Origin of the sequence: Pseudomonas sp. B14(2017), assembly GCF_002113255.1 — a bacterium.
GTDB classification, from domain to species: domain Bacteria; phylum Pseudomonadota; class Gammaproteobacteria; order Pseudomonadales; family Pseudomonadaceae; genus Aquipseudomonas; species Aquipseudomonas putida_Z.
Genome location: NZ_NEJY01000021.1, coordinates 1 through 26,967, shown reverse-complemented (window position 1 = coordinate 26,967; position 26,967 = coordinate 1). Strand labels below are relative to the sequence as shown.

The window sequence follows — 26,967 nt, the reverse complement described above, 5'->3', positions numbered from 1 at the left end:
TCTTCAGAACAGCGCCAGCTGCTGGCCGGTCAGCCCTTCGAAACTGTCGCCAACGAAAGGCAGGATGGCATCAGCCACCGGCTGCAGCTGCCGCGTCAGGTAATGCTCGTAGTCCACCGGTGCTTGCAGGTTTTCCAGGGGTTCTGGGCCCGCCAGGGTGATCAGATAGCTGATCCAGCCGCCGCGCTGGTATTGCAACGGGCGGCCAAGGCGGCGGTTGTAGTCATCGGCCAGCCGGGCCGCACGCACGTGCGGTGGCACATTGCGCTGGTAATCGGCTAGCGGCCGGCGCAAACGCTTGCGGTACACCATCAGCTCATTCAGCTCGCCCGCCAGGGTGCGCCGTACATAATCACGCACATACGCCTGGTAGGGCTCCCCGCGGAATATCCGGCCATAAAGCTCCTGCTGGAACTCCCGGGCCAGCGGCGACCAGTCGGTACGCACCGACTCCAGGCCTTTGTAGACCATCTGCTCGCTGCCATCGGCCCGCTGCACCAGCCCGGCGTAGCGCTTCTTGCTGCCTTCGTCCGTGCCGCGGATGGTGGGCATCAGGAAGCGCCGGTAATGCACCTCGAACTGCAGCTCCAGCGCGCTTTCCAGGTTCATCCGCTCGCGCAGGTGTTCGCGCCACCACTGGTTGACCTGGGCCACCAGCTCACGGCCGATGCGTGCTGCAGCCTCCTCGCCGTGGGCGCCCTTGAGCCAGACGAAGGTGGAGTCGGTATCGCCGTAGATCACCTCGTAGCCCCTGGCTTCGATCAGCGCACGGGTCTGGCGCATGATCTGGTGCCCGCGCATGGTGATCGACGAAGCCAGGCGCGGGTCGAAGAAGCGGCAGCCGCTCGAGCCCAACACCCCGTAGAAGGCATTCATGATTATCTTCAGCGCTTGCGACAGCGGCGCGTTGCCCTCGCGCTTGGCCGCTTCCCGGCCCTGCCATACACGCTCGACGATGGCCGGCAGGCAATGCTCGCTACGGGAAAAACGCCCACCCCGGAAGCCTTCCACCGAGTGTTCATCGTCGGGCAGGCGCAAGCCTTCGACCAGCCCCACCGGGTCGATCAGGAAGGTACGAATGATCGACGGGTACAGGCTCTTGTAGTCCAGCACCAACACCGAGTCGTACAGGCCCGGGCGCGAATCCATGACGAAGCCACCGGGGCTGGCTTCGTCGGGGCGGCTGCCGAGGTTGGGGGCGACGAAGCCCAGGCGGTGCATCTGCGGGATGTACAAGTGGCAGAACGCGGCCACCGAACCACCGCTGCGGTCCACCGCAAGGCCGGTCACCGAAGACCGCTCCAGCAGGAATTCGAGCAGGCGGGTGTGGGCGAAAATGCGCGTCACCAGCTCGCAATCCTTGAGGTTGTAGCGCGCCAACGCCGGCTTGTCCTCGGCGAAGCGGCGGTTGATTTCATCCATGCGCTGGTACGGCGTGTCGATGGCCTTGCCTTCACCGAGCAAGGTCTGGGCGACACTTTCGAGGCTGAACGACGGGAAGCTCCAGGTCGCCGAGCGCAGCGCCTCGATGCCGTCGATCAGCAGCCGCCCCGGGGCATCGGCGAACACGTGGCCACCACCGGCATGGCTGCGCAAGGTCATCGGCGTGCCATTGCGCCCCAGTGCCAGCGGTACCAGCAGCAGCTTGGCGTGCTCGTGCAGCAGGCGCAGGTCGAACTGGATCAGGTTCCAGCCGATGATTGCATCCGGGTCGTGCTCGGCCATCCACTGGTTGAGGCAGGCCAGTATGTCGGCGCGGTCGGCGCAGTAGTGCAGGTCGAAGTCGAGGTCATCAGCCGTGCCGTTGGCCGGCCCGAGCATGTACACCTGGCGCTGGCCACAACCTTCCAGGGCAATGCTGTACAGCTCGCCCCGCTCGCTGGTCTCGATGTCCAGCGACACCAGGCGCAGCGGCGGGCGATAACCTGGCAGGGGCTTGAGCTGGGCATCGCAGAGCACGCCTTGGGCATCCGGTTGGCCGGTGAACTGCACCGGGGCGGTGATGAAGCGCTCCATCAGGTAGCGCTCGGGCGGGCGAATATCGGCTTCGAACACCTCGATACCGGCCGTGCGCAGGCGTTGCTCCAGCTGCATCAGTTGCCGGTGCTGGCGGCAGTACAGGCCCAGCACCGGGCGCTGGTCAAAGTCCTTCAGCTGCAGCGGCCGCAACTCGACACCGGCTTCGTTGGCCAGCAGCACCCGCGCGTGCGCTTCCTGCGCCTGGGGGATGAATGCCACCGATACCTGCGGCGCCAGGCGCAGTTGTCGTGGCCCCTGGTCGGTGGCCAGCCAGAATTCCACGCAGGTGCCTTCGGGCGTGTCATGCCAATGTCGGGTCAGGACAAAGCCCTGCTGCAACTCCACCGCGTCGACCTCTGAATCGTTTGTTGTGCTGATTGCGGGATTCTACCGCTGACGCACCGTCGCAGCGCATTTTGTTGGGGCCAGCAGGTGTTTGCCGAAATATTTTCAGCGCCGGGCGCTTGCCCGCGGCCGGGCGTTTGCTCGAACGCGTGTTCAACCGTACAGGTAATTGATGTCCTTGCAGGCCAGCGGTGGCACCTGGCCCAGCAGGAACTCGCGCAGCTTGTGCATCTGCCGCGCCTTGGGGCTGGCCTTGAGCCAGGTCATGTAATAGCCGTCGCCGGTGGCCACCGCGTGCTTGAACGGCGTTACCAGGCGCCCCGCCAACAGGTCGGCGCTGGCCAGCACCAGGTCGACCACCGAAATACCCAGGCCTTGCTGTGCGGCCGAGATGCCCTGGTCGAGGGTATCGAACACTTGCCCGTGATCGATGCTGATGTCCAGCGCATCCATGCGAGCCAACCAGCGCCGCCAGTCTCGTCGGTCAGGGGACGGGTGCAGGAATTCGCACTGGGCCAGGTCGGCAAGGACCGGTTGTGCCTGGGCCATGTAATCCGGGTGGCACACAGGGATCAGCCATTCATCGAACAGCTTGAAACTCTCGATATCGGCGGGAAAACGCCCGTTGGCCAGGAGGATCGCACAGTCGTAGGGCTCGGAGTAGAAGTCCACGCTGTCGATGTCCATCCACACGCTGGACAGCTGCACGCTGCAGTTGTCCTCGACCTTCTTGAACGCATCCAGCGCCCGCAGCAGCCAACGCACGGTGAGCGTGGACGGCGCCTTCAGACGCAGGCCGTAGCGGTCCTGACGCAGCAGGGCGCAGGCATTTTCGATGATCTTGAAGCCAACCTTGAGCTCCTGCGCCAGCAGGCGGCCGTGCTCGGTCAGGGCCAGCTTCGGCCCGCGGCGTTCGAACAGGTCGCAGCCGAACATGGCTTCGAGGGTCTTGATGTGGTGGCTGACGGCGCCCTGGGTCAGGGCCAGCTCTTCCGCGGCACGGGTAAATGAGCCATAGCGAGAGGCCACCTCGAAGGCACGCAGCGCGTGCAAAGCCTGAATCCGTTCCGACATGGCGACGCCCTGAGCATGAGTAAGACTAATAGTAGGTCATAGTTCCACGCGTTTTACAACGCCAAGGACGTCTCGGAAAATGCGGGTAAATAATAAACATAACCAAGATCCTGCCTGCATGTGACTTGAACGTTCATCAAATTTACGCCTGGGGAAATCATGTCGACGGGTTATGGAACTTGCTATCGCCTGGATGCGCTAGAGCTGGCCGCTGACCATGTGCGCAACGCGCGACATTGGACCTACAAAGCCGTAGAACATTTTCGCAGTGTCCTCGCCAACCCCGAGTTTCCCTGCCTGTTCGGCCGCAAGGCGGTAAACGGCGCAACCTGCCACATCCTCTTCGCCCGCGCCGGGCAGCTGGCCGATGACATCGCCATGGGCCTGGCCGACTACGTGCGCACCGTCACACCTATCCCACCCAAGCAGCGTATCGGCAGCCCACTGGTGGTGTTTCTCGAAACTGCCGCCGACTACACCCTGGCCGAGCAACAGGCGCTGGCCTGGAAGGTGTTGCGTGGCGTGCACGCGCGCGACCCGCATCCCTGGCCGCAGGGCATCCCGACCGACCCCGACGACAACGCCTGGTCGTTCTGCTTTGCCGGCATGCCGCTGTTCATCAACATGAACTTCCCCGGCCACCAGCAGATGAAAAGCCGCAACCTGGGGCCACACATCACCTTCGTCATCAACCCGCGGGCGAACTTCGACGAAGTGGCCAACGTCAACACCGAAAGCGGCCATCGTATCCGCGAACGCATCCGCGAGCGCGTGCACCACTACAACGACGGCGTCATGCCCGACACCCTTGGCTTCTTCGGCGATGCCGACAACTACGAGTGGAAGCAGTACCAACTGCAGGAGGCAGGGTCGCTCAACCCGTCCCGCTGCCCGTTCCACGCCCATGCCGTACAGCCGGCAACACCCGACATACTGATCGAGACCTGACCGTGAATACCGCACTCACCGCTACCTACGCCCTTACTGTCCTGCTACTGATCGCCACCCCCGGCCCGGTGGTGGCACTGATCGTCAACACCGCGGCCGCCTCCGGCTCACGCAAGGCCATGTTCACGGCTGTGGGCACCAACTGGGCATCACTGGTGCTGATCGGCGCGGCGGCCTGGATCATCCTCACCAGCGCCGCCATCGACAAGGCCTGGCTCAGCGCCATGAGCCTGCTGGGTTGCCTGTTCATCGGCTACATTGCCGTCGGCACGCTGCGGGACGCCCTGCAGGCGCCAGCAGCCGAGGCACCGGGCGAGCTCGCCAAGCCTGGCCGCGGCGGGCTGCTGCAAGGTTTCATGGTGGGCATTTCCAACCCGAAGGACATCATCTTCTTCATCGCCTTCTTCCCGCAGTTCATCCAGATCACCGAGTCGTTCGGCAAGAGCATGGTGGTGCTGTCGATGCTGTGGGTGGCCATCGATTTTGCCGTGCTCAGCCTGTACATCTTCGCCATCGGCAAGATCGCCTCGCAGCGCAGCAACCGCATGATCAGCCTGGCCTCGGGGGTCGCCCTGCTGCTGATCGCCGCCGGCGGCCTGCTGTACAACGTCAAGGAGCTGGCGGCCTGAACGTGACGCAAGGTGCCCGCTGCAACAGAAGGAGAACCCATGACTGCGACTGACACGACCCCGTCGCCTTCGCCGTTGCAACAGGACTACCAGCGCTTTCTGCTGCTGGGCAGCCGGCGTGCCCCGCACACCGTGCATGTGCACGAAACCGGCTACCGCTCCGGCACCATCAACACCGATGCCCTGGGCCTGCGCTACAGCCATTTTGCCGGCAAGCGCTTTTCGGCAGCCGAGCGCGGTGGTGCGTCACGCATCAACTTGCTGGTCGGCGGCTCCACCGCCTTGGGCATCGGTGCCAGCTCCGACGAACACACGGTGGCCTCGCACCTGTCGATGCTGACTGGCGAAGTCTGGCTGAGCCTGGCTGGCTGCGGGCTCAATGCCAGCCAGGAGCTGCTGATGTTCCTGACCCACCAGCACCGCCTTGGCCAGCTCGGCCATGTGGTGGTGCTCAGCGGCCTCAACACCCTGGCCCACGAAGCCCTCTGCGAAGTCCTCGCCAGCCTGAGCGACCCGCGGCACGCCAAGGCCTACCAGGATTTTCTCAACAGTTTCAGCGAAGGCATGCAGCCCACGGCGGCTCCCCGCCGGCAATCGCTGTGGCGGCGCATCGGCCAGGCGTTGGCCACGCCCTCGGTCGCAACACCTGCCACCTGGCCGCTGTCACCCCCGGAAAAGCGCCTGGCCCGTGCCGCCGATAGCATTGGCCGGACCTTGCGCCAATGGGACCGGCTGCTGGCAGACAGCCATTCCACCCTCACCTTCATCCTGCAGCCATTGCTGCCCTGGTGCCGGGATAGCCTGCCCGCTGGCGAGCAGGCCATGCTGGAGGCGCTGCAGCGACGACCGGCGAATTTCGACCGGCTGCTGGACGGCGCGTTCGACAGCCAGTTGCACTCGGCCTTCTTCCGTCGCATCAAGAGCCAGGCCGACCCGGTGCCCTGCTATGACATGAACTGCATGCTCAGCAGCTCGCCGGTGTTCGGCGCCGACCTGTTCATCGATCGCCTGCACCTGAACGACCTGGGCAACAATGCCCTGGCCAAGGTCATTACCGCCAAGCTTGGCCTGGCCCAGGAAAAACATGCCCAGCGCAAGGTCACGCCGATCAAGCTCGTCTGACAGTTGCCAGGTGGTCTTCCGGCCAGGCCCCTTGGGTGGCTAGAATAGGCCGTCGTTCCGATCTGCCCGAGGCGCACGCTTGACCGCCATGAACATCGAAGCCATCCATCAGTACCTGGCACCCCATGGGGCTTGCCTGTGAGCCGCATGCTTCGCTTGCCCCCACTGCTGATCGCCCTGATGCCGCTGGCCGCGCACGCGCTGGAAGTGCGCATCGACCCTCATGCCGACCTGCTCTACCGCCAGGCCTTGCCCCTGCTGGAGCAGGCCGACAGCCAGGATGACGGCGCCAGCACGCTGCGCACGGCCATCGGCGGCGACCCGGAGCTCAGCCGCCAGGGCCAGGCCATGGCCCACACCCTGCCGACAGCCGTCGCCTTGCTGAAAAAGTCCGTGGAGCTGGGCCACCCGGTCGCACAGTACCGCCTGGCGCTGTACTACATGACCTACCTGCCCGCCGCGCAAATCCCGGATGCCGCCTGCCCGCTGCTCGAAGCCAGCCTCAGACAGGGCTTTGCCGCACCGGCGCCGGCCATCGCCACCTGGTGCCCGCCCTATAACGTCAGCAGCGAGTACCGTACTGCGCTGGAGGCCATCCCCAACATGGCCACCGTGTATGCGCCCTACTACCCGCAACCGGCCACGCGCCTGGCCTGCAACCGCAACCGGCCACAAGGCCTGGAAATGCAGTGGGGGCGCCAGCGTGACTACCAGGCCGAGGTATACCGCCTGCTCGGCGACCTCGACCCGCAGCACCGCCAGAGCCTGCTGCAGAAGGCCGTGGATACCAACGGCTGCGTGACAGCGCAGCAGCACCTGACCAGCCGTCCCTGACCATCAGCAGTCGCGATCCTTTGTGGGAGATGGCCCAGCCTTTGGGCTGCGCTGGCGCGTAGAGAACTCAATTCGCAAGCGCGACGCGGCCTGTGTGGGAGCGGGCGTGCCCGCGAAGCATCCAACGCGGTGCATGGCACCGGCTGCGCCGGTGTTCGCGGGCATGCCCGCTCCCACAGTGACCGCGTGTGCCTTGAAATTTTGAGCAAGACAGTTGCCCCCACAAGGTGGAGACCAGCAAGATCGTTCAAGCCATCCCCCGCCCTGTCTGGCATGCTGGCCTGCCAACGTACACGCACTGCAGCCACCATGCCCCACATCGCCCGCCAAGCCTTTCTCCACGGCGCCATCGCCATTCTCCCGTTGTCCCTGGCCGTCGCCCCCTGGGGCCTGCTGGCCGGTTCCATGGCCATCGAGGCCAACCTCAGCGCCTGGGAGGGACAAGGGCTGTCGGCCATCGTCTTCGCCGGTGCCGCGCAACTGGTGGCGATCGGCATGCTCAAGGGCGGCGCCAACCTGGCGTCGATCCTGCTGACCACCCTGCTGCTGACCTCGCAGCACCTGCTGTATGGCCTGACGATGCGCCCGGTGCTGTCCAGCCAGCCGCTGCGCTGGCGCCTGGGCCTGGGCTTCCTGCTCACTGACGAGTTCTTCGCCCTGACCAGCCAGTACGACCAGCAGCAGTTCAACCGCTGGTACGCCCTGGGCGTGGGCCTGACCTTCTACGTCGCCTGGAACCTGTTCACCCTGGCCGGCATCCTGCTGGGGCAGAACATTCCGCACCTGGACCAGCTCGGCCTGGACTTTTCCATTGTCGCCACCTTCGTCGCCCTGATCGCGCCGCTGGTGCGCAACCTGGCCACGCTGGTGTGCGTGGCGGTGTCGCTGTTCTGTTCGGTGCTGTTCAGCTACTGGCACTGGGAAACCGCCCTGGTGGCCGCAGGCCTGCTGGGCATGAGCGCCGGTTTCGTCTGCCAGAAATTCACCGGAGCCCGCGCATGACCTGGGTCCTGATTCTTGCCATGGGCGCCATCGTGTTCCTCAACCGCTATGCGTTCCTGGAGCCGCGCCTGCCCTTGCGCCTGAGCTCCAACGCCCGGCAGTTCCTCGGCTTTGCCGTGCCGGGCATGCTCACCGCAATCTGCGGCCCGATCATCTTCATGCCCGAGCACCAGTTGAACCTGAGCCTGCTCAACCCCTACCTGCTGGGTTCGCTGGTGGCCATCGCCCTGGTGCTGTTGACCCGCAGCGTGTTGCTGAGCATGCTGGTGAGCATGTTGATCTTCTTCCTCCTGCGCAGCTGGCTGGCATGAGCACGCCTCTGCGCGAGCAGACACACCTTTGGCAGGCGCCGGCACTGGGCGACGTCGAGATGCTGCACGCGCGCTATTTCCAGCAGCGTTTCGCCCCGCATGTGCATGAAGGCTATGTGTTCACCGTGATCGAGTCGGGCGCCCAGCGCTTCTGGCATCGCGGCAGCGAGCACCTGGCGCCGGTCGGCAGCATGGTGTTGATCAACCCCGACGAACTGCACACCGGGGCCACCGCCCACGAAGCGGGCTGGCGCTACCGAGGGTTCTACCCGGAACATGAACGGGTAACCGGGGTGCTCGACGAACTGGAACTGGGCCGCCACGGCATGCCCAGCTTCAAGGACAGCGTGATCCACGACCCGGCCCTGGCGCTTGCCTTCAGCCAGTTGCACCAGCTGTCCGAAGCCGGCGCCAGCGCCCTGCAGCAGCAGACCGCCTGGCGCCAGGCGGTGCTGGCCCTGGTGCAACGGCACGGGCAATGCGCCGAACCAGCCGCGCCTGGCCACGAACCGCTGGCAGTGGCCCGCGCCCGTGAGCTGCTGGAAAGCCAACTGGCCGACCCGCCCTCGCTCGAGGCCCTGGCGGCGGCGGTCAACTTGTCACCATTCCATTTCGCCCGGGTGTTCCGCCAGGCCACCGGCCTGCCGCCACATGCCTGGTTGAAGCAGCGGCGCCTGGCCCGTGCGCGGGAAATGCTCAAGCGTGGCTGGGCTGCCTCGGAGGTGGCGTTCGACCTGGGCTTTGCCGACCAGAGCCATTTGAGCCGGCAGTTCAAGCAGGCCTATGGGGTAACGCCAGGGGCTTATCGCAGCGCCTGCCTGCAAGGCTGAGCTGCGACAGCCGGCCTCAGGCAGGCCGGCCAGCCACTGCTACACTGACAAGGCTGAATGGAGGATCCTGCCATGTCCGAAAGAGAGCTCACCACCCTCCTGTCGCTGATGAACCAGCGCCAGGCCTGCCTGAGCAGTGCCTGCAAGGAGATAGCCGACTGGATCGACCGGCAGGGCGACGTGCCCGCCGCCGGCAAGATCCGCGCAAGTCTCAAGGCCCTGGAGGCCGATGAGGCCCAGGTCCGCAAGACCTTGACCTCGCTGACCCTCGACAGGCCGCTGCCCAAGTTTCGCAGCTGATTGAACCGGGGGCTGCCTGGCAGCCCATCGCGACACAAGGCCGTTCCCACAGGGGATACGCGTTCTCCTGTGGGAGCGGCCTTGTGTCGCGATGGGGCGCAAAGCGCCCCCAAAGGGTTCAGCCTGATCAGTGCTTCATGTGCATGTGATCATGCCCACCGCCCGCCTCCGCGTTGAGCGCACGCACTTCGGCCTGTACGTCCAGGGTTTCCTTGGCCCCCTTGGCATCTTCGATGGTCAGGGTCAGCGGCACTTTCTCGCCTTCCTTCACCTGATTGTTCAGGCCCATCAGCATCACATGCAGGCTGTTCGGGTCGAGAGTCACGGCCTTGCCGGCCGGCAACTCGACCGCCTTGACTTCACGCATGCCCATCACATCACCGTTCATGGTCATCTCGTGCACCTGCACGGTCTTGGCCACAGGCGAAGCCACGCCCACCAGCTTGCTGTCGCTGCTGGCGGTCAGGGTCATGAAGGCACCGGTGGACTGCTGGTGCGGCACGGTCGCCCGCACCCAGGCGTCGCTCACGGTGGTCTGGGCCAGGGCCGGCAGCGCCAGGCCCATCAGGACCAGGGCAGCCAGGCCCTGCTTGATCGGTTGCATCGACATTCAGCAGATCTCCATCAGGGTGACCAGGTCTTCGGCGCATTCCTGGGCGGTCAGGGAATGGCCCAGGCTCAGGCGCAGGGTGCCACGCGTATCGTAGACGTAGCTGGTGGACGAGTGAGAGACGGTATAGGTATCACCGGCCGGGACTTTCTCGTAGAACACCTTGAATTCCTTGGCCACCGCGGCGATTTCCTCAGGGGTGCCGGTCAGCGCGGTGAACGACGGGTCGAACGCCTTCACGTAGGCATCGAGCACTTCGGGGGTGTCGCGCTCCGGGTCCAGGGTAATCAACACCACCTGGAACAGGTCGCGATCGCGGCCGCGCAGCAGCTTGCGGATTTGCGCGGCGCGCGCCAGGGTGGTCGGGCACACGGCCGGGCACTGGGTGAAGCCGAAGAAGATCATCGGCATGCTGCCGTAGAAGCTCGACAGGGTGCGCACATTGCCTTGGGTGTCCTTGAGGCTGAACTTGCGCCCAAGGATTTCGTTGCTCATGTTCTTGCCGTACTTGAACTCGAGCCCCCGGGCCGGGCTGCAGCCTGCGAGCAGGCCAAGCCCGAGAACGCCCATCCCGGCGACAACTGCGCGCCGGGTATATAGATCATTCATGAAACCATCCTTTACAGGGAAGGTGCCGGCCCTCGGGACGGGCCGGTCGAAAAACCGGGGCATTCTGGCACGACACCCCGAGGGGTTCTACCCGACGAAGGCAAGGATCGGCTGCAGCCCTTTGAATACGGGCTGCGGCCTGTTGTCGCAGGGGTTGAAACAGTAACACTTTGTTGCTAAGGAAGCGGGTTCAACGCGATCCCTGTAGGAGCGGCCTTGTGTCGCGAAAGGGCCGCGAGGCGGCCCCGGCAATATCAGCTTCGCCGCCAATATCCCGGGGCCGCTCCGCAGCCCTTTCGCGACGCAAGGCCGCTCCTACACTCGACAGAGCGCGTCAGCCTCAGTAGTAGGCGTTCTCTTTCTGGCTGTGGTCAGTCACGTCACGCACGCCCTTCAGCTCGGGAATACGCTCGAGCAGGGTACGCTCGATGCCTTCCTTCAGGGTCACGTCGGCCTGGCCACAGCCTTGGCAACCACCACCGAACTGCAGCACGGCAATACCGTCGTCGACCACATCCACCAGGCTCACCTGGCCGCCGTGGCTGGCCAGGCCGGGGTTGATCTCGGTCTGCAGGTAATAGTTGATGCGCTCGTTGATCGGGCTGTCTTCGTTGACCATCGGCACCTTGGCATTCGGCGCCTTGATGGTCAGCTGGCCACCCATGCGGTCGGTGGCATAGTCGACCAGTGCGTCTTCCAGGAACGGCACGCTGACCGCGTCCAGGTAAGCGGTGAAGCTCTTCAGACCCACGGCGGTGTCGTCAGGCTTTTCTTCGCCCGGCTTGCAGTAGGCGATGCAGGTTTCGGCGTACTGGGTGCCCGGCTGGGTGATGAAAATGCGAATGCCGATGCCAGGCGTGTTCTGCTTGGAGAGCAGATCGGCCAGGTAGTCATGGGCGGCGTCGGTAATGGTTATAGCGCTCATGTAGGTTCCTCACAGACTTGCGGCCAAGTGTACGCCAACCCGGCCTTCGAACAAAGTCCTAGTATTTGACTCGGGAAAGCGCATATTCAGGGGCCTGCCCCCGTGGCGCCGCCAGCCAGGCCTGCATGCGCCGGTACAGGCCGCGCTCCAGCCACTGGTAGCTGAACCACGACATTAGTCCAATGGACGGCACGCACAGGGCGAACACCAGGTACGGGTTCAACTGCAGGCGCTGGCTGGCGAACCAGCCTGCGTACAGCACCAGCACATGGACCAGGTACACCGAATACGAACAGTCGCCCAGCGCCTTGAGCAGCCGGTTGCCGCGGAACACCGGCTCCAGGGCGACGAAGGCCAGCACGATCATTGCGCTCGGCACGCCCCAGTGCAGCAAGCGCCGGGAAGCGTCCAGGTGGTAGATGGCAAGGCCTGCCACCGCCAGCAACGCCAACGGCAGCCAGCGGCCCTGGTGGATCAGCCCGCGACGGTGCAGCACGCCCAGGCCGATGCCGAGCAGGAATTCGTAGATGATGTCGTTGCTGTAGAAGCGGCTGAGCACACCCAGCCGGCCCAGTATCTCGCTGGCCAGCAGCAGCGCGGCGGTGACCAGCAACTGGTGATGACGCTGGCGCACCAGGAAGGCCAGGCCGAACAGCAGGTAGAAGAACATCTCGAAGTTCAGCGTCCAGCCCACGTTCAGGGTCGGGTACAGGCCGTAGCCACCGGGGTTTTCCGCCGGAATGAACAGCATCGACAGCAGCAGGTGGTGCCAGGTGAATGCCTGGTGCGGCATCCATTGGCTGAAGGCCAGCAGCAGGGTTGCCATCAGCGCCGTGTAGAACCAATAGGCCGGGACGATACGCAGCGCCCGGTTGAGCAGGAACTGGCGAGGCTCGATGGCCTTGTCGCAAGTCGACAGGTAGATGACCAGCCCGCTGATGACGAAGAAGATGTCGACGCCTGCGGCGCCGCGGTCGGTGAGCAGTTGGCCGATGGGGCCGGAGGCTTGGAAGTCGAAGAAGATCTGCATGAAATGGTGGCAGACCACCACCCAGGCGGCGAACGCCCGCAGTGCCTGAAGCGAATACAGCATGGAGAACCCTGCAATTGCCGGTGCATTGAGGCCTTTGGGAGCGCGTTGCGCTCCATCGCCGGCAAGCCAGCTCCCACAAGTACTGCGCAGCCTTCAGGCATGTGCGGCCCCTGTGGGAGCTGGCTTGCCGGCGATTGGGCTGCAAAGCAGCCCCCGGACCACCCAGCAAGTCCGACCACAGGGTAATCGGAAAGGTCAGCCCAACCGATCAGAGGTTCTCGTAGCGGTTCATGTCCAGCACGCCCGCCTCGACCGGTTCGGTCTCCTTGATGAAGCTGTTCAGGTCATGGAAATAGCGCCAGAACTCTGGGTGACTGCGACGCACACCCCAACGCATGACGATGCGCTCGAACCTGGCCGGGTCATCTTTCGCATACTCCATGTCCTCGACGAACTCCGGCACATCCTTGGTCGGGATGTTGAAGATGAAGTTGGGGTAGCTGCTGAGCACGCCCGGGTACAGCGTCAGGGTATCCAGCCCCGGCTGGTAGCGGTACGCCTCGCCCAGCAGGAACGCCACGTTGCTGTGCGCGCGGTTGCGCAGCAGGCTGTACACCTGGCGCTGGCCGCCCTGCCCTTCGATGCGCAGCATGGTCGCTTCGGGCAGCTGGTTGATCACCCTCAACCCGGCAGCCGGGCGCGACACCAGGCGGCTGAGCGACTGCTCGGCATTGCGGAACTCTTCGCTCACCTGCGGTCGCGAGCAGAATGCGCCCTGGCAGCGGTTGATCGGGTCAGGCGCGGCATTCAGGCTGCCGGTACGCTGCAACAGCTTCAGGCCGAAGTCGCGCTTGGGGTTGCGCGGGTCGAGCTGGATGCCGCTCGGGGTGTCGGTGTCGATGTCTTCATAATCCATCCACATCTTCACCTTGCCGCTGTTCTGGTACCAGTCGCCGAGGATCGCCTTGCGCTGGTCGGCCGGCATCAGGCGCAGGAAGTTGACCTCGGCGCCGTTGCGGATCAGGTCGAAGTACAGGCGCGTCTGCAACTGGTGCGAGACGTTGCCGAACACATCGAAGTTGACCGCCAGCTGGTAATAGGTGCGCTCGAACAACGGGTAGTCGAACAGCCACACCGTCAGCGGCACATCACCGATCAGGCCCTTGGTCACCGAGGCGCTGTCGAAGTGGCGGAAAATGCTCAGCAACGCGTTGTCGTTACCGGCCCACAGCGTCGCCCAGCCCGGGGCCGGCATTTCGGCATAGGCTTCGCGGCGCAGTTTTTCGTACTCGTTGCGCTTGTCACGGTAGGCGTGCCACAGGCTCAGCACGCTGCCCACGTCATCGATCTGCCCAGGCATGGCCAGCAGCGGCGTGGCCTCGCCACGGTACTTGGCATCGGTGACGTAGCGGTCGTGGGCCGGCTCCTGGAACAACGCCCAGAAGTTGTCGCGGATCACGTCGGTGGCAATCTGCCCACGGCATACCGGGCCACGGATGAAGGTGCGCACGAAGTACTCGGCGTTATCCAGCATGAACTGGTAGCGCGCCACTGCCGGGATCGCTTCGAAGGTTTCGAACGGGTTCGCCCGGTGGCGCGGGCCGTAGCCTGGCAGCGCAGTGGCATGCCAGTCGCCGGCGTAGAACAGTTGCTTGACCCGCTTGAGCTTCTGCGGCCCCATCGGGTAGGTGATGTGCGTCTTGTGCACGATCACGCCCTGCACCGGGATCAACCGGTAGTAGAAGTCGGTGCCCGGCGGGTCGTTGGGGCGGCGCGTGGCGATCAGGTCGACCGGCTGGCCGCTCGGTGTACGCGAACGTACCCACTGGAAGAAGTGGCCCTGCTCGCCACCGACGAAGTAGATGTGCGCCAGGAACAGGTGCTCGTACAGCCAGCGGCCGACCAGCGCCTCGGTGGAACCCGGGCGGTTGAGCAGCTCTTCCCAGTCGGCAATCTGCTTGGCTTCGGCCGCGCTTGGCTTGATCGGCTGGTACTCGACTGGCGCACCGGCGGCCAGCCAGCGGCGCATGGTGTCGTATTCCTTGTCGGTCAGGCCGGTCACCGCCAGTGGCATGCCTTCCTTGGGGTGGGCGCCGGCATAGGCATCGAACTCATGCGGCAACGGGCACATGTTGTTGCGGTTCAGGCCCAGGACGATTTCCTCGGGCAGCTTGGCGTTGGGCGTGAGCGGGGTCTTGTGCCCCAGCTCGAGCATGCGCGCCATCAACGCAGCCTGGCTGCCCTGGTTGTCGAGCACGGAGTAGAAGCCCTTCTTGCGCCACTCGCCCTCGCTGTGGGCGTCGTAGAACAGCCGCGTGGTGGGCACTGCCTTGCTGCGCTCGCCCTGGTACACCGGAACCTTGGTGGCGCCGCGCACCGCACCTTCGGGGCTTTCCAGCTTCAGCTGGCAGGCGGCGTCGTTGCAGGCGTGGCAGGCCACGCATTTCTCGGTGAAGATCGGTTGAATGTCCCGGGTGTAGGAAATAGCCGGGCTCGACTGGGGGGCTTGCCCGAACGCCACACTGCTGATGAGCAGGGCGAAAACGCCGGCAAGAATACGATGCACCATGTGCGGAAAGTCCTGGGTATTGAAAGCCATCACGATTTGTTGCCTGGTCGTCCTTGGGTGCCCTGCTTCGCCGACGCCCGCCCAACATGAGCCATTTTCATGCAAATGGGCGATGCGCCTAAAAACCGCGCAGCTTTGTTATGATTCTGCACCTTCTGAAATTTGCCCGACCAGGTAGTTCCTATGTCCGACCGCAGCGCTCGTCTCCAAGCACTCCAGAACGCACTCAAAGAGCGCATCCTGATCCTCGACGGCGGCATGGGTACTATGATCCAAAGCTACCGGCTCGAGGAACACGACTATCGTGGCACGCGTTTCGCCGATTGGCCAAGCGATGTCAAGGGTAACAACGACCTGTTGCTGCTCAGCCGCCCGGATGTGATCGCCGCCATCGAAAAGGCCTACCTGGATGCCGGCGCCGATATCCTCGAAACCAACACCTTCAACGCCACGCAGATTTCCCAGGCCGACTACGGCATGGAGTCGCTGGTCTACGAGCTGAACGTCGAGGGCGCGCGCATCGCCCGCCAGGTGGCCGATGCCAAGACCCTGGAAACCCCGCACAAGCCGCGCTTCGTCGCCGGCGTGCTCGGCCCTACCAGCCGCACCTGCTCGATTTCCCCGGACGTCAACGACCCCGGCTACCGCAACGTCACTTTCGATGAGCTGGTAACGAACTACATCGAGGCCACCCGCGGCCTGATCGAGGGCGGCGCCGACCTGCTGCTGATCGAGACCATCTTCGACACCCTCAACGCCAAGGCGGCGATCTTCGCCGTGCAGCAGGTGTTCGAGGAAGACGGCATCGAACTGCCGATCATGATCTCCGGCACCATCACCGACGCCTCGGGCCGTACCCTGTCGGGCCAGACCACCGAAGCGTTCTGGAACTCGGTACGCCACGCCAAGCCGATTTCCGTGGGCCTGAACTGCGCCCTCGGCGCCAAGGACCTGCGCCCCTACCTGGAAGAGCTGGCGACCAAGGCCGACACCCATGTCTCGGCCCACCCCAACGCCGGCCTGCCGAACGCCTTTGGTGAATACGACGAAACCCCGGCGGAAATGGCCGTGGTGGTCGAGGAATTCGCCGCCAGCGGCTTCCTCAACATCATCGGCGGCTGCTGCGGCACCACCCCGGGCCACATCCAGGCCATCGCCGAGGCCGTGGCCAAGTACAAGCCGCGCGAGATTCCGGAAATCGCCAAGGCCTGCCGCCTTTCGGGCCTGGAGCCGTTCACCATCGACCGCCAGTCGCTGTTCGTCAACGTCGGCGAGCGCACCAACATCACCGGCTCCGCCAAGTTCGCCCGGCTGATCCGTGAAGAGAACTACACCGAAGCCCTGGAAGTCGCCCTGCAGCAGGTCGAGGCCGGCGCCCAGGTGATCGACATCAACATGGACGAAGGGATGCTCGACTCCCAGGCCGCCATGGTCCGCTTCCTCAACCTGATCGCCGGCGAGCCGGACATCTCGCGCGTGCCGATCATGATCGACTCGTCCAAGTGGGAAGTGATCGAAGCGGGCCTCAAGTGCATCCAGGGCAAGGGCATCGTCAACTCCATTTCCATGAAGGAAGGCGTCGAGCAGTTCAAGCACCACGCCCGCCTGTGCAAGCGCTATGGCGCTGCCGTGGTGGTGATGGCCTTCGACGAAGTCGGCCAGGCCGACACTGCCGCGCGCAAGAAGGAAATCTGCCAGCGCAGCTACGACATCCTGGTCAATGAAGTGGGCTTCCCGCCGGAAGACATCATCTTCGACCCGAACATCTTCGCCGTCGCCACCGGCATCGAAGAGCACAACAACTACGCCGTCGATTTCATCGAGGCCTGTGCCTACATCCGCGACCACCTGCCGCACGCCCTGAGTTCGGGCGGTGTGTCCAACGTGTCGTTCTCGTTCCGTGGCAACAACCCGGTGCGTGAAGCCATCCACTCGGTGTTCCTGTACCACGCGATCCAGAACGGCCTGACCATGGGTATCGTCAACGCCGGCCAGCTGGAGATCTATGACGAGATCCCGGCTGCCCTGCGTGAAAAGGTCGAGGACGTGGTGCTCAACCGTACCCCGCATGGCACCGACGCCCTGCTGGCCATCGCCGACGACTACAAGGGCGGCGGCGCAACCAAGGAAGTGGAAAACGAAGAGTGGCGCTCGCTGCCGGTGGAAAAACGCCTGGAGCACGCGCTGGTCAAGGGCATCACCGCGTTCATCGTCGAAGACACCGAAGAATGCCGCCAGCAGTGCGCACGCCCGATCGAAGTGATCGAAGGCCCGCTGATGAATGGCATGAACGTGGTCGGCGACCTGTTCGGCGCGGGCAAGATGTTCCTGCCCCAAGTAGTCAAGTCGGCCCGCGTGATGAAACAGGCGGTAGCACACCTGATCCCGTTCATCGAAGCCGAGAAAGGCGACAAGCCGGAAGCCAAGGGCAAGATCCTGATGGCCACGGTAAAAGGCGACGTGCACGACATCGGCAAGAACATCGTCGGCGTGGTGCTGGGCTGCAACGGCTACGACATCGTCGACCTCGGCGTGATGGTGCCGGCCGAGAAGATCCTGCAAACCGCCCGCGACGAGAAGTGCGACATCATTGGCCTGTCCGGCCTGATCACGCCGTCGCTGGACGAGATGGTCCACGTTGCCCGCGAAATGCAGCGCCAGGGCTTCCAGTTGCCGCTGATGATCGGCGGCGCCACCACCTCCAAGGCGCATACCGCGGTCAAGATCGAGCCCAAGTACAGCAACGACGCCGTGGTCTACGTCACCGACGCCTCGCGCGCGGTGGGCGTTGCCACCCAGTTGCTGTCCAAGGAGCTGAAAGCCGGCTTCGTCGAGAAGACCCGCCAGGAATACGAAGAAGTACGCGAGCGCACCGCCAACCGCAGTGCCCGCACCGAGCGCCTGAGCTATGCCCAGGCTATCGCCGCCAAGCCGCAGTACGACTGGGCTGGCTACCAGCCAGCGGTGCCCTCCTTCACCGGCGTCAAGGTGCTGGAAGACATCGACCTGCGCACCTTGGCCGAGTACATCGACTGGACCCCGTTCTTCATTTCCTGGGACCTGGCCGGCAAGTTCCCGCGCATCCTCACCGACGAAGTGGTCGGCGAGGCGGCCACGGCGCTGTACAAGGATGCCCGCGAGATGCTCGACAAGCTGATCGACGAAAAGCTCATCAGCGCCCGCGCGGTGTTCGGCTTCTGGCCGGCCAACCAGGTGGCCGATGACGATATCGAGGTGTACGGCGAGGACGGCCAGGCCCTGGCTACCCTGCACCACCTGCGCCAGCAGACCATCAAGCCGGACGGCAAGCCCAACTGGTCGCTGGCCGACTTCGTCGCGCCGAAGGCCAGTGGCGTTACCGACTACGTGGGCGGTTTCATCACCACCGCCGGCATCGGTGCCGAGGAAGTGGCCAAGGCCTACCAGGACAAGGGCGACGACTACAGCTCGATCATGGTCAAGGCCCTGGCCGACCGCCTGGCCGAGGCCTGTGCCGAATGGTTGCACGAGCAGGTGCGTAAAGAACACTGGGGTTATGCCCGCGACGAACACCTGGACAACGAGGCGCTGATCAAGGAGCAGTACCGCGGCATTCGCCCGGCCCCCGGCTACCCGGCCTGCCCGGACCACACCGAGAAGGAAACCCTGTTCCGCCTGCTTGACGGCACTGCCATCGGCGAGACCGGGCCGAGCGGCGTGTTCCTCACCGATCACTTCGCGATGTTCCCGGCGGCGGCGGTCAGCGGCTGGTACTTTGCCCACCCACAGGCGCAGTACTTTGCCGTGGGCAAGGTCGACAAGGACCAGATCGAGCGCTACAGCGCGCGCAAGGGCCAGGATGTGAGTGTCAGCGAGCGCTGGTTGGCGCCTAACCTGGGTTACGACAGCTAAATCGGCGTTGGCGTCTTCGCGGGCTCGCCCGCTCCCACAGGGACCGCACTGCTCTTCCGGGTTGCGCAGTATCTGTGGGAGCGGGCAAGCCCGCGAAGAGGCCGGCAAGGCCAACCTCAGCCTCATTGCCTACACTGTCCCTGATTGCCTCTGATTTCCTCAGGAGCCACCATGGACGATTCCAGCCAGGGCAAGCCCCCTACCTTCTGGCAGATGTTGCACAGCATCCTCGCTGCCGCCTTCGGCGTGCAAAGCGGCAAGAACCGCGCCCGCGACTTCACACACGGCAAGGCCAGCCATTTCATTGCGCTGGGGACGCTGTTCACCCTGGTTTTCATTGCCGTGCTGATCGGCCTGGTGCAGTTGGCCCTGCACCTTGCGCGCTAGCAAAAACGCCTGCGGGACTCCCTCCCGCAGGCGCTCTGGCTGCATCACGGTCTTGAATACAAGTCTACTGGTGGCTGACCCAATACACGGCAGTGACCACCACCAGAACGATCAGGCAGAGGATCGCCCAGGCATCGACGCTGCTGTCAGCTTTGCGGACCTTGGTTGAGTTTCCCATTGCATTGCCTCTTGTAGTGGTTATGGGAATGCACTTCACCACCAGCAGTTAAGACGAGCAATGCCCTTCCCTCAAGCAGGGTCTTTCAATAATTGATCGGTGATGTCAGAAACGGGTACTGGTAGTCGGGCGGCCGCCCTTCGGCACTGTAATGCTGGAAATCGATGCCGTAGTCCGGCCGTTCCAGCAGTTTCAGCCAACGGGTTGCCTTGGCCTGGTCGATCGGCTGCAACACCGGCACGCGATGCTCGCGCAGGCCGTCACGGTTCACCGCCAGCCCCTGGGCATCATCGTGCAGCATCACCATGGCCCAGCCGCCGAGGGTGAAATGCCCGCCCATCAGCACGCTCAGGCGCCCGTCGATACGTGCGTGCAGGGCCTCTGGCGAGCTGTTGATGGCGCTGAACAGCACATCGCGCCCCGGCTTGCGCCCCGCCTCCTCGAACGCCTGCATGGCACCAAAGGCCATTTCGTCGTTGGCCGACCACACCAGGCGGGTGGCCGGGTAGCGCTCCAGCAGTTGCTGCGCCTGCTCGTAGGCGCGCTGGCGGCTCCAGCCGCCATATACCACCTGGCGCAGGCGCACCTGGGGGAAGTCGGCCAGGGCCCGGCGCATGCCTTCCTCGCGCAGTTGCGAGGCCGGGGTGGTCTTGACCCCGGCAAACGCCAGCAGGTCCACCGGCCCGCTGTCACGGGGCAATTGCGCGACCATCTGGTGCAACATCTGGAAGCCCGCCTGCTCGTCGTTGGCCGTCAAGGTGCCCAGCAGCTCGGCATACTTGTCGGGCTGGGCCTCGATGCTGCGGGCCTGGCTGGCAGTCAGGCCGTTGTTGACCAGGAACAGCTTGACCCCGCTGCCGCGCGACAGGCGGATGATCTCCGGCGCCACGTACTGCTCGTTGACCAGTACCAGGTAATCCGGGCGCTGCGCCCCGCCCAGGATCGCCCTGGCCTGGGTCAGCGCCAGGTCGGCGCGGCGTTCGCCGTACTCCACGCGCAGGGTCATGCCCAGCTCGTCCGCGGCGGCCTGCATGAAGCGCGTATAACTGGTCCAGAACGTCTCGGTGGACAGCCCCGGATTGAGGAAAACCACCGAAGCCGGCTGCGCGCTCGCCGCCAGCGGCAAGGCAAGACACAAGCTTTGGCACAATGCCTTGAGCATGGGCTGACATCCCTGCGAAGCAAACATCGGATTATAAACGCCAGGCCACGCCCAACGCACAAATGGCAGTCAGTCTCACATAGTCCATTTGGTTCTTTTCATATGCAAAAACATCACTTTAGCGCATAAACGCAACCTGCTATCGTTCCCCGGCTCCGAAGCGGAGTGCGCGGCCGTGCGCGCGAATAGCTGCATGCCTGAGACAGGACTTTTATGTACGTATACGACGAGTACGATCAGCGGATCATCGAGGACCGCGTCAAGCAGTTCCGTGATCAGACCCGCCGCTATCTGGCCGGTGAGCTGAGCGAAGAAGAATTCCGCCCTCTGCGCCTGCAGAACGGCCTTTACATCCAACGTTTCGCACCGATGCTGCGCGTCGCCGTGCCGTACGGCCAGCTGAACGCCACCCAGGTCCGCACCCTGGCCAGGATCGCCCGCGACTACGACAAGGGCTACGCCCACATCTCCACCCGCCAGAACGTGCAGTACAACTGGCCGGCACTGGAAGACATCCCGGACATCCTCGCCGAACTGGCCACCGTGCAGATGCACGCGATCCAGACCAGCGGCAACTGCCTGCGCAACACCACCACCGACCAGTTCGCCGGTGTAGCCGCAGACGAAATCGTCGACCCGCGCCCGTGGTGCGAAATCGTCCGCCAGTGGACCACCTTCCACCCGGAATTCGCCTACCTGCCGCGCAAGTTCAAGATTGCCATCAACGGCTCGCAGGAAGACCGCGCCGCCATCGAAGTGCACGACATCGGCCTGGAGCCGGTGCGCAATGCCGCTGGCGAGCTGGGCTTCCGTGTGCTGGTCGGTGGCGGCCTGGGCCGTACCCCGGTGGTGGGCTCGTTCATCAACGAGTTCCTGCCGTGGCAGGACCTGATCAGCTACCTCGACGCCATCCTGCGCGTGTACAACCGTTACGGTCGCCGTGACAACAAGTACAAGGCGCGGATCAAGATCCTGGTCAAGGCCCTTACCCCGGAAGTGTTCGCCGAGAAGGTCGAGGCCGAAATGGTCCACCTGCGTGGCGGCAGCACCACGCTGACCGAAGCCGAAGTGCAGCGTGTATCGCGCCACTTCGTCGACCCGGCCTACCTGGCCCTGGACAACGTCGACTACGCCGCCCAGGACGCCGAGTACCCAGGCTTCGCCCGCTGGCGCTCGCGCAACACCCGCGCCCACAAGCGCCCTGGCTACGTGGCCGTGACCCTGTCGCTGAAGCCCACCGGCGTTGCCCCGGGCGACCTGACCGACAAGCAGCTGGACGCCGTGGCCGACCTGGCCGAGCGCTACAGCTTCGGCTTCCTGCGCACCTCGCACGAGCAGAACATCATCCTCGCCGACGTCGAGCAGCGCCAGCTGCACGCCCTGTGGCTGGAACTGCGCGAAAGCGGCTTCGCCACCCCGAACATCGGCCTGCTGACCGACATCATCTGCTGCCCGGGTGGTGACTACTGCTCGCTGGCCAACGCCAAGTCGATCCCGATCGCCGAATCCATCCAGCGCCGCTTCGACGACCTGGACTACCTGTTCGACATCGGCGAGATCGACCTGAACATCTCCGGCTGCATGAATGCCTGCGGCCACCACCACGTGGGCCACATCGGCATCCTCGGCGTGGACAAGAAGGGCGAGGAGTTCTACCAGGTGTCGCTGGGCGGCAATGCCGCGCGTGGCGCGAGCCTGGGCAAGATCCTCGGCCCGTCCTTCGCACAGGATGACATGGCCGATGTGATCGAGAAGCTGATCGCCGTGTACGTCGAGCAACGTACCGAGGAAGAGCGTTTCATCGACACCTACCAGCGTATCGGCATCGACCCCTTCAAGGAACGCGTCTATGCAGCGAATCATTAAGAACAACCAGATCGTCGACGAAACCTGGCATCTGCTGCCCAAGGAAACGTCCTTTGACGAGCTGACCAACTGCGACGACTACATCGTCCCGCTGCAGATGTGGCGCGACCATGCCCACGTACTCAAGGCCCGCGACGGCGGCCTGGGCGTGTGGCTGGACAGCGACGAGCAAGCGGAAGAAATCGGCGAGGACGTGCAGCACTTCCAGGTCATCGCACTGAACTTCCCGGCGTTCACCGACGGGCGCAACTACTCCAATGCGCGCCTGCTGCGTGACCGCTACAAGTTCAAGGGCGAGCTGCGCGCCATTGGCGACGTGCTGCGCGACCAGCTGTTCTTCATGGCCCGTTGCGGTTTTGACGCGTTCGCCATCCGTGCCGACAAGGACCCGGAAGACGCGCTGCAAAGCCTGAAGGACTTCTCGGTGACCTACCAGGCCGCCACCGACGAGCCGCTGCCGCTGTTCCGCCGCCGCTGATCGTCACCTTGCAATGCCAGACGGCCCGCCTATATGGCGGGCCGTTTCGTTTTCCTGTACCGGCCTCTTCGCGGGCTTGCCCGCTCCCACAGGTACACCGCAGGCTTCAAGGACTGTGGCATTCCTGTGGGAGCGGGCAAGCCCGCGAAGAGGCCGGTACAGGAAGAATCTGCTATTCCAGCAACACAGTCACGACTTTGCCGCTGATTCTTGACTGTGAATCAAATGACCTTGGCCCCGCCCCACCTTAATCAATCCCCCTCAAAGCCGCACACTGCTCCCCACACGAAGAGCGATCGAACCCGAGCGACCAGGCTCGATTCGGCTCACCCCTCACTCACCAGGAGCAGATCCATGAGCATTCCATCCTTCGGCCTCGGCACCTTCCGCCTCACCGGCCAAGCCGTCATCGATTCGGTCAAGTCGGCCCTGGAACTGGGCTACCGGGTCATCGACACCGCGCAGATCTACCAGAACGAAGCCGACGTCGGCCAGGCCATCGCCGAAAGCGGCGTCAAGCGCGACGAGCTGTTCATCACCACCAAGATCTGGGTCGAAAACTACGCCGCCGACAAGCTGATCCCCAGCCTGCGCGACAGCCTGCAGAAACTGCGCACCGACTACGTCGACCTGCTGCTGATCCACTGGCCTGCCCCAGGCAACGGCGTTGAGCTGCCCGAGTACATGGCCGCCCTGGCCGAAGCCAAGAAGCTGGGCCTGACCCGCCAGATCGGTGTGTCCAACTTCAACATCGAACTGACCCGCCAGGCCATCGAAGTGGTCGGCAAAGGCGAAATCGCCACCAACCAGATCGAACTCAGCCCGTACCTGCAGAACAGCAAGCTGACCGCGTTCCTCAAGGAACAAGGCGTCACCGTCACCTCGTACATGACCCTGGCCTACGGCAAGGTGCTGAAGGACCCGGTTCTGGCCGACATCGCCGCCAAGCACAAGGCCACCGTCGCCCAGGTTGCCCTGGCCTGGGCCCTGCAGCTGGGCTACGCGGTGATCCCGTCGTCGACCAAGCGCGAAAACCTGGCCAGCAACCTGCTCGCCCGTGACCTGAAGCTGGACGCCGACGACATGGCACGCATCGCCAAGCTCGAACGCAATGGCCGCGAAGTCAGCCCTGACGGCCTGGCGCCAATCTGGGATTGATACCATGACCACGCCCCTCGAACGCCTGACCGCTGGCGGCTTCAGCATCGGCCTGGAAGCACCGCTGGACCACGACTGGACGCCCGCCGGCGACCAGGCGCGGCGCCGCGATGGCCGCCAGTTCGGCGAGCCGGACCTGGCCCGCCACGCAGAACTGGCACAACTGGCCGACCGCCTGGGCTACCGCGCCCTGTGGGTCCGCGATGTGCCGCTGTACGACCCGTCGTTCGGCGACGCCGCCCAGGTGTTCGAGGTGTTTGCCTACCTCGGCTACCTGGCCGGGGTAACCCGCGACATCCTGCTTGGCACGGCTGCCGTGGTACTGCCGATTCGCGAACCGCTGCTGACCCTGAAATCGGCCAACAGCGTGCAGCACCTCAGTGGCAACCGCCTGCTGCTGGGCGTGGCCAGTGGTGACCGGCCGGTGGAGTACCCACTGTTCGGTCGGGATTTCGAGGGGCGTGGCAACACCTTCCGCGAACAGGTCGCGCTGTTGCGTGATGGTGCCAACGGCCACCTGCCCGAAGGGATGGCCGTGCTACCCAGCACCGCTTCGCCGCTACCGTTGCTGGTAGCCGGCCTGGCCCAGCAGAGCCCGGCATGGATCGGCAGCAACCTGGACGGCTGCCTGGCCTACCCCGGCACAGCGGACGACCACCGGCAGCGGGTCGCCGCCTGGCGCGCGGTGGCGGGTAACAAGCCCTACAGCAGCTTCATCCACCTGGACCTGGCGGACAACCCCGACGAACCGCTGCAACGCTGGCGCTTCGGTTTCCGCGGCGGCCGCAAGGCGCTGGCGGCCGAGCTCGGCGCCCTGCGTGCGGCGGGCGTCGACCATATCGGCCTGCACCTGCGGCGTAACGTGCGGCCGCTGGACGAAACCCTGCGCGAAATCGCCGAATACGTATTGCCACAATTCCATGAGACAAAAGCCCAACTGACGGAGGCCACCCCATGAGCACCCCAACCCCACTGCCGGCCTTCGCAGGCCGCAGCTTCCAGGTCGAATACCCCGGCCTGGCCGCGCACAACATCTATTCCGCCGATGGCCGCCGCGTAAGCTACGCCATCGTTTCCGGCCCTTACGCTGGCGCCAGCGGCGAAGCCGAATGCCAGTGGCGGCAGATTGCCGAAGGGGTCTACGTGATCTCCTGGCAGGAAGCCGACGGCGCCACCGTGGTGCATGTCGATGACTTCGCCAACGGCCATTCGCAGGCCTTCTTCACCGCCAGCGACCTGACCTTCTACCGTATGCAAGGGCCATTGACCGAACTGGACACGCAGGAGCCTGCGCAATGAAAGCCGGGCACGTCCTGTTTGCCCTGGCCATCGGCGCCTTCGGCATCGGCACCACCGAGTTCACCCCGATGGGCCTGCTGCCGGTGATCGCCCAAGGTGTCGATGTCAGCATCCCCAGCGCTGGCATGCTGATTACCGCCTATGCCATCGGGGTGATGGTCGGTGCGCCGATCATGACCTTGCTTTTCAGCCGTTTCGGCAAGCGCGCCGCGCTGATGGCGCTGATGGCCATCTTCACCCTCGGCAACCTGCTGTCGTCGCTGTCACCGGACTACTACACCCTGCTCGCCTCGCGCCTGGTCACCAGCCTCAACCACGGCGCGTTCTTCGGCCTTGGCGCGGTAGTGGCCGCCAGCGTGGTGCCCAAGGAGAAACAGGCCAGTGCCGTGGCCACCATGTTCATGGGCCTGACCATCGCCAACATCGGCGGCGTGCCGGCCGCCACCTGGATCGGCCAGCAGGTCGGCTGGCGCATGGCCTTTGCCGGTACCGCCGTGCTGGGCCTGCTGGCCATGGCCGCGCTGTGGTATGCCCTGCCCAAGGGTGAACGCGGCAGCGTGCCGCACGTGCGCAAGGAGCTGGCGGTCATCGCCCGCCCCAGCGTGCTGCTGGCAATGGCCACCACCGTGCTCGGTGCCGGCGCCATGTTCACCTTGTACACCTACGTGGCACCGGTACTGGCCGAACTGACCGGCGCCTCGGACAGCTTCGTCACCCTCGGCCTGGTGCTGATCGGTGTGGGCTTCACCCTGGGCAACAGCCTGGGTGGCCGCCTGGCCGACTGGTCGCTGGATGGGGCGGCGCGGATCTTCCTCGCGGCACTGGCGGTGATCATGCTGCTGATGCCGCTGGTGCTGGGCAGCCACATCGGCGCCGCCATCGCCTTGCTGGTGTGGGGCATGTTCACCTTTGCCGTGGTACCGCCGCTGCAGATGCGGGTGATGATCGCCGCCATCGAAGCACCGGGGCTGGCCTCGTCGATCAACGTCGGCGCGTTCAACCTGGGCAATGCCGTGGGCGCGGCGCTGGGTGGTGCGGTGATCAGCCTGGACCTGGGCTATGCGGCAGTGCCGATGGCAGGTGGCGTGCTGGCGGCTGCCGGGCTGCTGCTGGTGTGGCTGGGCGGGCGTAGCAAGGCTGCCGGGAAAACCGCAGCCGACGCAGCCTGATAGAGCCTCCCCCTGTGGGGAGCGGCCTTGTGTCGCGAAAGGGCCGCAACGCGGCCCCGGGATTTCAGCTGTGATGCATAGGTTGCCGGGGCTGCGATGCAGCCCTTTCGCGACACAAGGTGAACTGGCCTAATGATTTTGGACACCTTCTTCGGGCGCTATGATGGCGCCCAATTGGAGGCAAAATCAGTGCGAAAATCTTATTCGAAAGAACACAAA

Annotated in this window: 24 protein-coding genes; 16 read left to right on the top strand and 8 right to left on the bottom strand. The window is 64.5% G+C overall.

The window, feature by feature from the left end; translation table 11 throughout:
• Positions 1-3 precede the first annotated feature (3 nt).
• Positions 4-2,364, bottom strand: coding sequence for a DNA polymerase II (locus CAG34_RS21260; RefSeq protein ID WP_085592217.1), 2,361 nt, complete (start codon positions 2,362-2,364; stop codon positions 4-6).
• A gap of 153 nt (positions 2,365-2,517) precedes the next feature.
• Positions 2,518-3,438, bottom strand: a complete 921-nt coding sequence (locus CAG34_RS21255; RefSeq protein WP_085592215.1) for a LysR substrate-binding domain-containing protein — start codon at positions 3,436-3,438, stop codon at positions 2,518-2,520.
• 159 nt (positions 3,439-3,597) lie between these two features.
• Between CAG34_RS21255 and CAG34_RS21250 the strand changes: the two genes are divergently transcribed.
• The 8 genes from CAG34_RS21250 to CAG34_RS21215 all read left to right on the top strand — a co-directional run bounded on the left by CAG34_RS21250 (position 3,598) and on the right by CAG34_RS21215 (position 9,414).
• Positions 3,598-4,386 carry a YqcI/YcgG family protein gene (locus CAG34_RS21250; protein WP_025338492.1) on the top strand — a complete coding sequence of 263 codons (789 nt, stop codon included), beginning with the start codon at positions 3,598-3,600 and terminating at the stop codon, positions 4,384-4,386.
• Between the two features lie 2 nt (positions 4,387-4,388).
• On the top strand, positions 4,389-5,015 hold the full coding sequence (locus CAG34_RS21245; protein WP_025338491.1) for a LysE family translocator: 627 nt from the start codon (positions 4,389-4,391) through the stop codon (positions 5,013-5,015).
• 39 nt (positions 5,016-5,054) lie between these two features.
• A complete protein-coding gene (locus CAG34_RS21240; RefSeq protein WP_085592213.1) occupies positions 5,055-6,137 on the top strand; it encodes a hypothetical protein in 1,083 nt (360 codons plus the stop codon).
• 138 nt (positions 6,138-6,275) lie between these two features.
• Positions 6,276-6,971: a sel1 repeat family protein gene (locus CAG34_RS21235; RefSeq protein ID WP_075044645.1), complete on the top strand. Its 696-nt coding sequence runs from the start codon at positions 6,276-6,278 to the stop codon at positions 6,969-6,971.
• A 309-nt stretch (positions 6,972-7,280) separates the two neighbouring features.
• Positions 7,281-7,973 (top strand): AzlC family ABC transporter permease, encoded by a 693-nt coding sequence (locus CAG34_RS21230; protein ID WP_025338488.1) that lies wholly within the window; start codon positions 7,281-7,283, stop codon positions 7,971-7,973.
• Positions 7,970-8,284, top strand: coding sequence for an AzlD domain-containing protein (locus CAG34_RS21225; RefSeq protein ID WP_046615691.1), 315 nt, complete (start codon positions 7,970-7,972; stop codon positions 8,282-8,284). The genes CAG34_RS21230 and CAG34_RS21225 overlap by 4 nt, the downstream gene beginning before the upstream one ends.
• Positions 8,281-9,114 carry an AraC family transcriptional regulator gene (locus CAG34_RS21220; protein ID WP_025338486.1) on the top strand — a complete coding sequence of 278 codons (834 nt, stop codon included), beginning with the start codon at positions 8,281-8,283 and terminating at the stop codon, positions 9,112-9,114. Before CAG34_RS21225 ends, CAG34_RS21220 begins: the two co-directional genes overlap by 4 nt.
• 72 nt (positions 9,115-9,186) lie before the next feature.
• A complete protein-coding gene (locus CAG34_RS21215; protein ID WP_003260451.1) occupies positions 9,187-9,414 on the top strand; it encodes a hypothetical protein in 228 nt (75 codons plus the stop codon).
• Positions 9,415-9,541: 127 nt separating this feature from the next.
• On the opposite strand, the gene CAG34_RS21210 is transcribed toward CAG34_RS21215, so the two are convergent.
• From CAG34_RS21210 to CAG34_RS21190, 5 genes are all read right to left on the bottom strand, one after another.
• On the bottom strand, positions 9,542-10,024 hold the full coding sequence (locus CAG34_RS21210) for a copper chaperone PCu(A)C (protein WP_085592211.1): 483 nt from the start codon (positions 10,022-10,024) through the stop codon (positions 9,542-9,544).
• Positions 10,025-10,633, bottom strand: coding sequence for an SCO family protein (locus CAG34_RS21205; protein WP_024086651.1), 609 nt, complete (start codon positions 10,631-10,633; stop codon positions 10,025-10,027).
• Positions 10,634-10,973: 340 nt separating this feature from the next.
• Positions 10,974-11,558, bottom strand: a complete 585-nt coding sequence (nfuA, locus tag CAG34_RS21200; protein WP_003250416.1) for a Fe-S biogenesis protein NfuA — start codon at positions 11,556-11,558, stop codon at positions 10,974-10,976.
• A gap of 58 nt (positions 11,559-11,616) precedes the next feature.
• Positions 11,617-12,651 (bottom strand): acyltransferase, encoded by a 1,035-nt coding sequence (locus CAG34_RS21195; RefSeq protein WP_085592209.1) that lies wholly within the window; start codon positions 12,649-12,651, stop codon positions 11,617-11,619.
• Positions 12,652-12,859: 208 nt separating this feature from the next.
• Positions 12,860-15,160, bottom strand: coding sequence for a fatty acid cis/trans isomerase (locus tag CAG34_RS21190; RefSeq protein WP_085592207.1), 2,301 nt, complete (start codon positions 15,158-15,160; stop codon positions 12,860-12,862).
• Between the two features lie 183 nt (positions 15,161-15,343).
• Here CAG34_RS21190 and metH point away from each other — a divergent pair, with 183 nt between their 5' ends.
• Positions 15,344-19,051, top strand: coding sequence for a methionine synthase (metH, locus tag CAG34_RS21180; protein ID WP_085592205.1), 3,708 nt, complete (start codon positions 15,344-15,346; stop codon positions 19,049-19,051).
• 171 nt (positions 19,052-19,222) lie between these two features.
• Positions 19,223-19,438: a DUF2970 domain-containing protein gene (locus CAG34_RS21175; protein WP_003256398.1), complete on the top strand. Its 216-nt coding sequence runs from the start codon at positions 19,223-19,225 to the stop codon at positions 19,436-19,438.
• A 263-nt stretch (positions 19,439-19,701) separates the two neighbouring features.
• Here CAG34_RS21175 and CAG34_RS21170 read toward each other — a convergent pair whose 3' ends face one another.
• On the bottom strand, positions 19,702-20,778 hold the full coding sequence (locus tag CAG34_RS21170) for an ABC transporter substrate-binding protein (protein ID WP_085592203.1): 1,077 nt from the start codon (positions 20,776-20,778) through the stop codon (positions 19,702-19,704).
• Between the two features lie 213 nt (positions 20,779-20,991).
• Here CAG34_RS21170 and CAG34_RS21165 point away from each other — a divergent pair, with 213 nt between their 5' ends.
• The 6 genes from CAG34_RS21165 (at position 20,992) to CAG34_RS21140 (ending at position 26,748) form a co-directional block, all read left to right on the top strand.
• The gene (locus CAG34_RS21165; protein WP_025338481.1) at positions 20,992-22,644 is read left to right on the top strand and encodes a nitrite/sulfite reductase; all 1,653 of its coding nucleotides are present in this window, start codon (positions 20,992-20,994) and stop codon (positions 22,642-22,644) included.
• A complete protein-coding gene (locus CAG34_RS21160) occupies positions 22,628-23,122 on the top strand; it encodes a DUF934 domain-containing protein (protein ID WP_075044637.1) in 495 nt (164 codons plus the stop codon). Before CAG34_RS21165 ends, CAG34_RS21160 begins: the two co-directional genes overlap by 17 nt.
• 354 nt (positions 23,123-23,476) lie before the next feature.
• Entirely contained in the window at positions 23,477-24,280 is an 804-nt protein-coding gene (gene dkgB / locus CAG34_RS21155; RefSeq protein ID WP_085592201.1) for a 2,5-didehydrogluconate reductase DkgB, read from the top strand.
• Between the two features lie 4 nt (positions 24,281-24,284).
• Complete coding sequence (locus CAG34_RS21150; RefSeq protein WP_085592199.1) at positions 24,285-25,238, top strand: TIGR03571 family LLM class oxidoreductase; 954 nt, start codon at positions 24,285-24,287, stop codon at positions 25,236-25,238.
• Complete coding sequence (locus CAG34_RS21145; protein ID WP_085592197.1) at positions 25,235-25,579, top strand: adenylate cyclase; 345 nt, start codon at positions 25,235-25,237, stop codon at positions 25,577-25,579. Before CAG34_RS21150 ends, CAG34_RS21145 begins: the two co-directional genes overlap by 4 nt.
• On the top strand, positions 25,576-26,748 hold the full coding sequence (locus CAG34_RS21140; RefSeq protein ID WP_085592195.1) for an MFS transporter: 1,173 nt from the start codon (positions 25,576-25,578) through the stop codon (positions 26,746-26,748). The genes CAG34_RS21145 and CAG34_RS21140 overlap by 4 nt, the downstream gene beginning before the upstream one ends.
• The last annotated feature ends 219 nt before the right edge of the window (positions 26,749-26,967 follow it).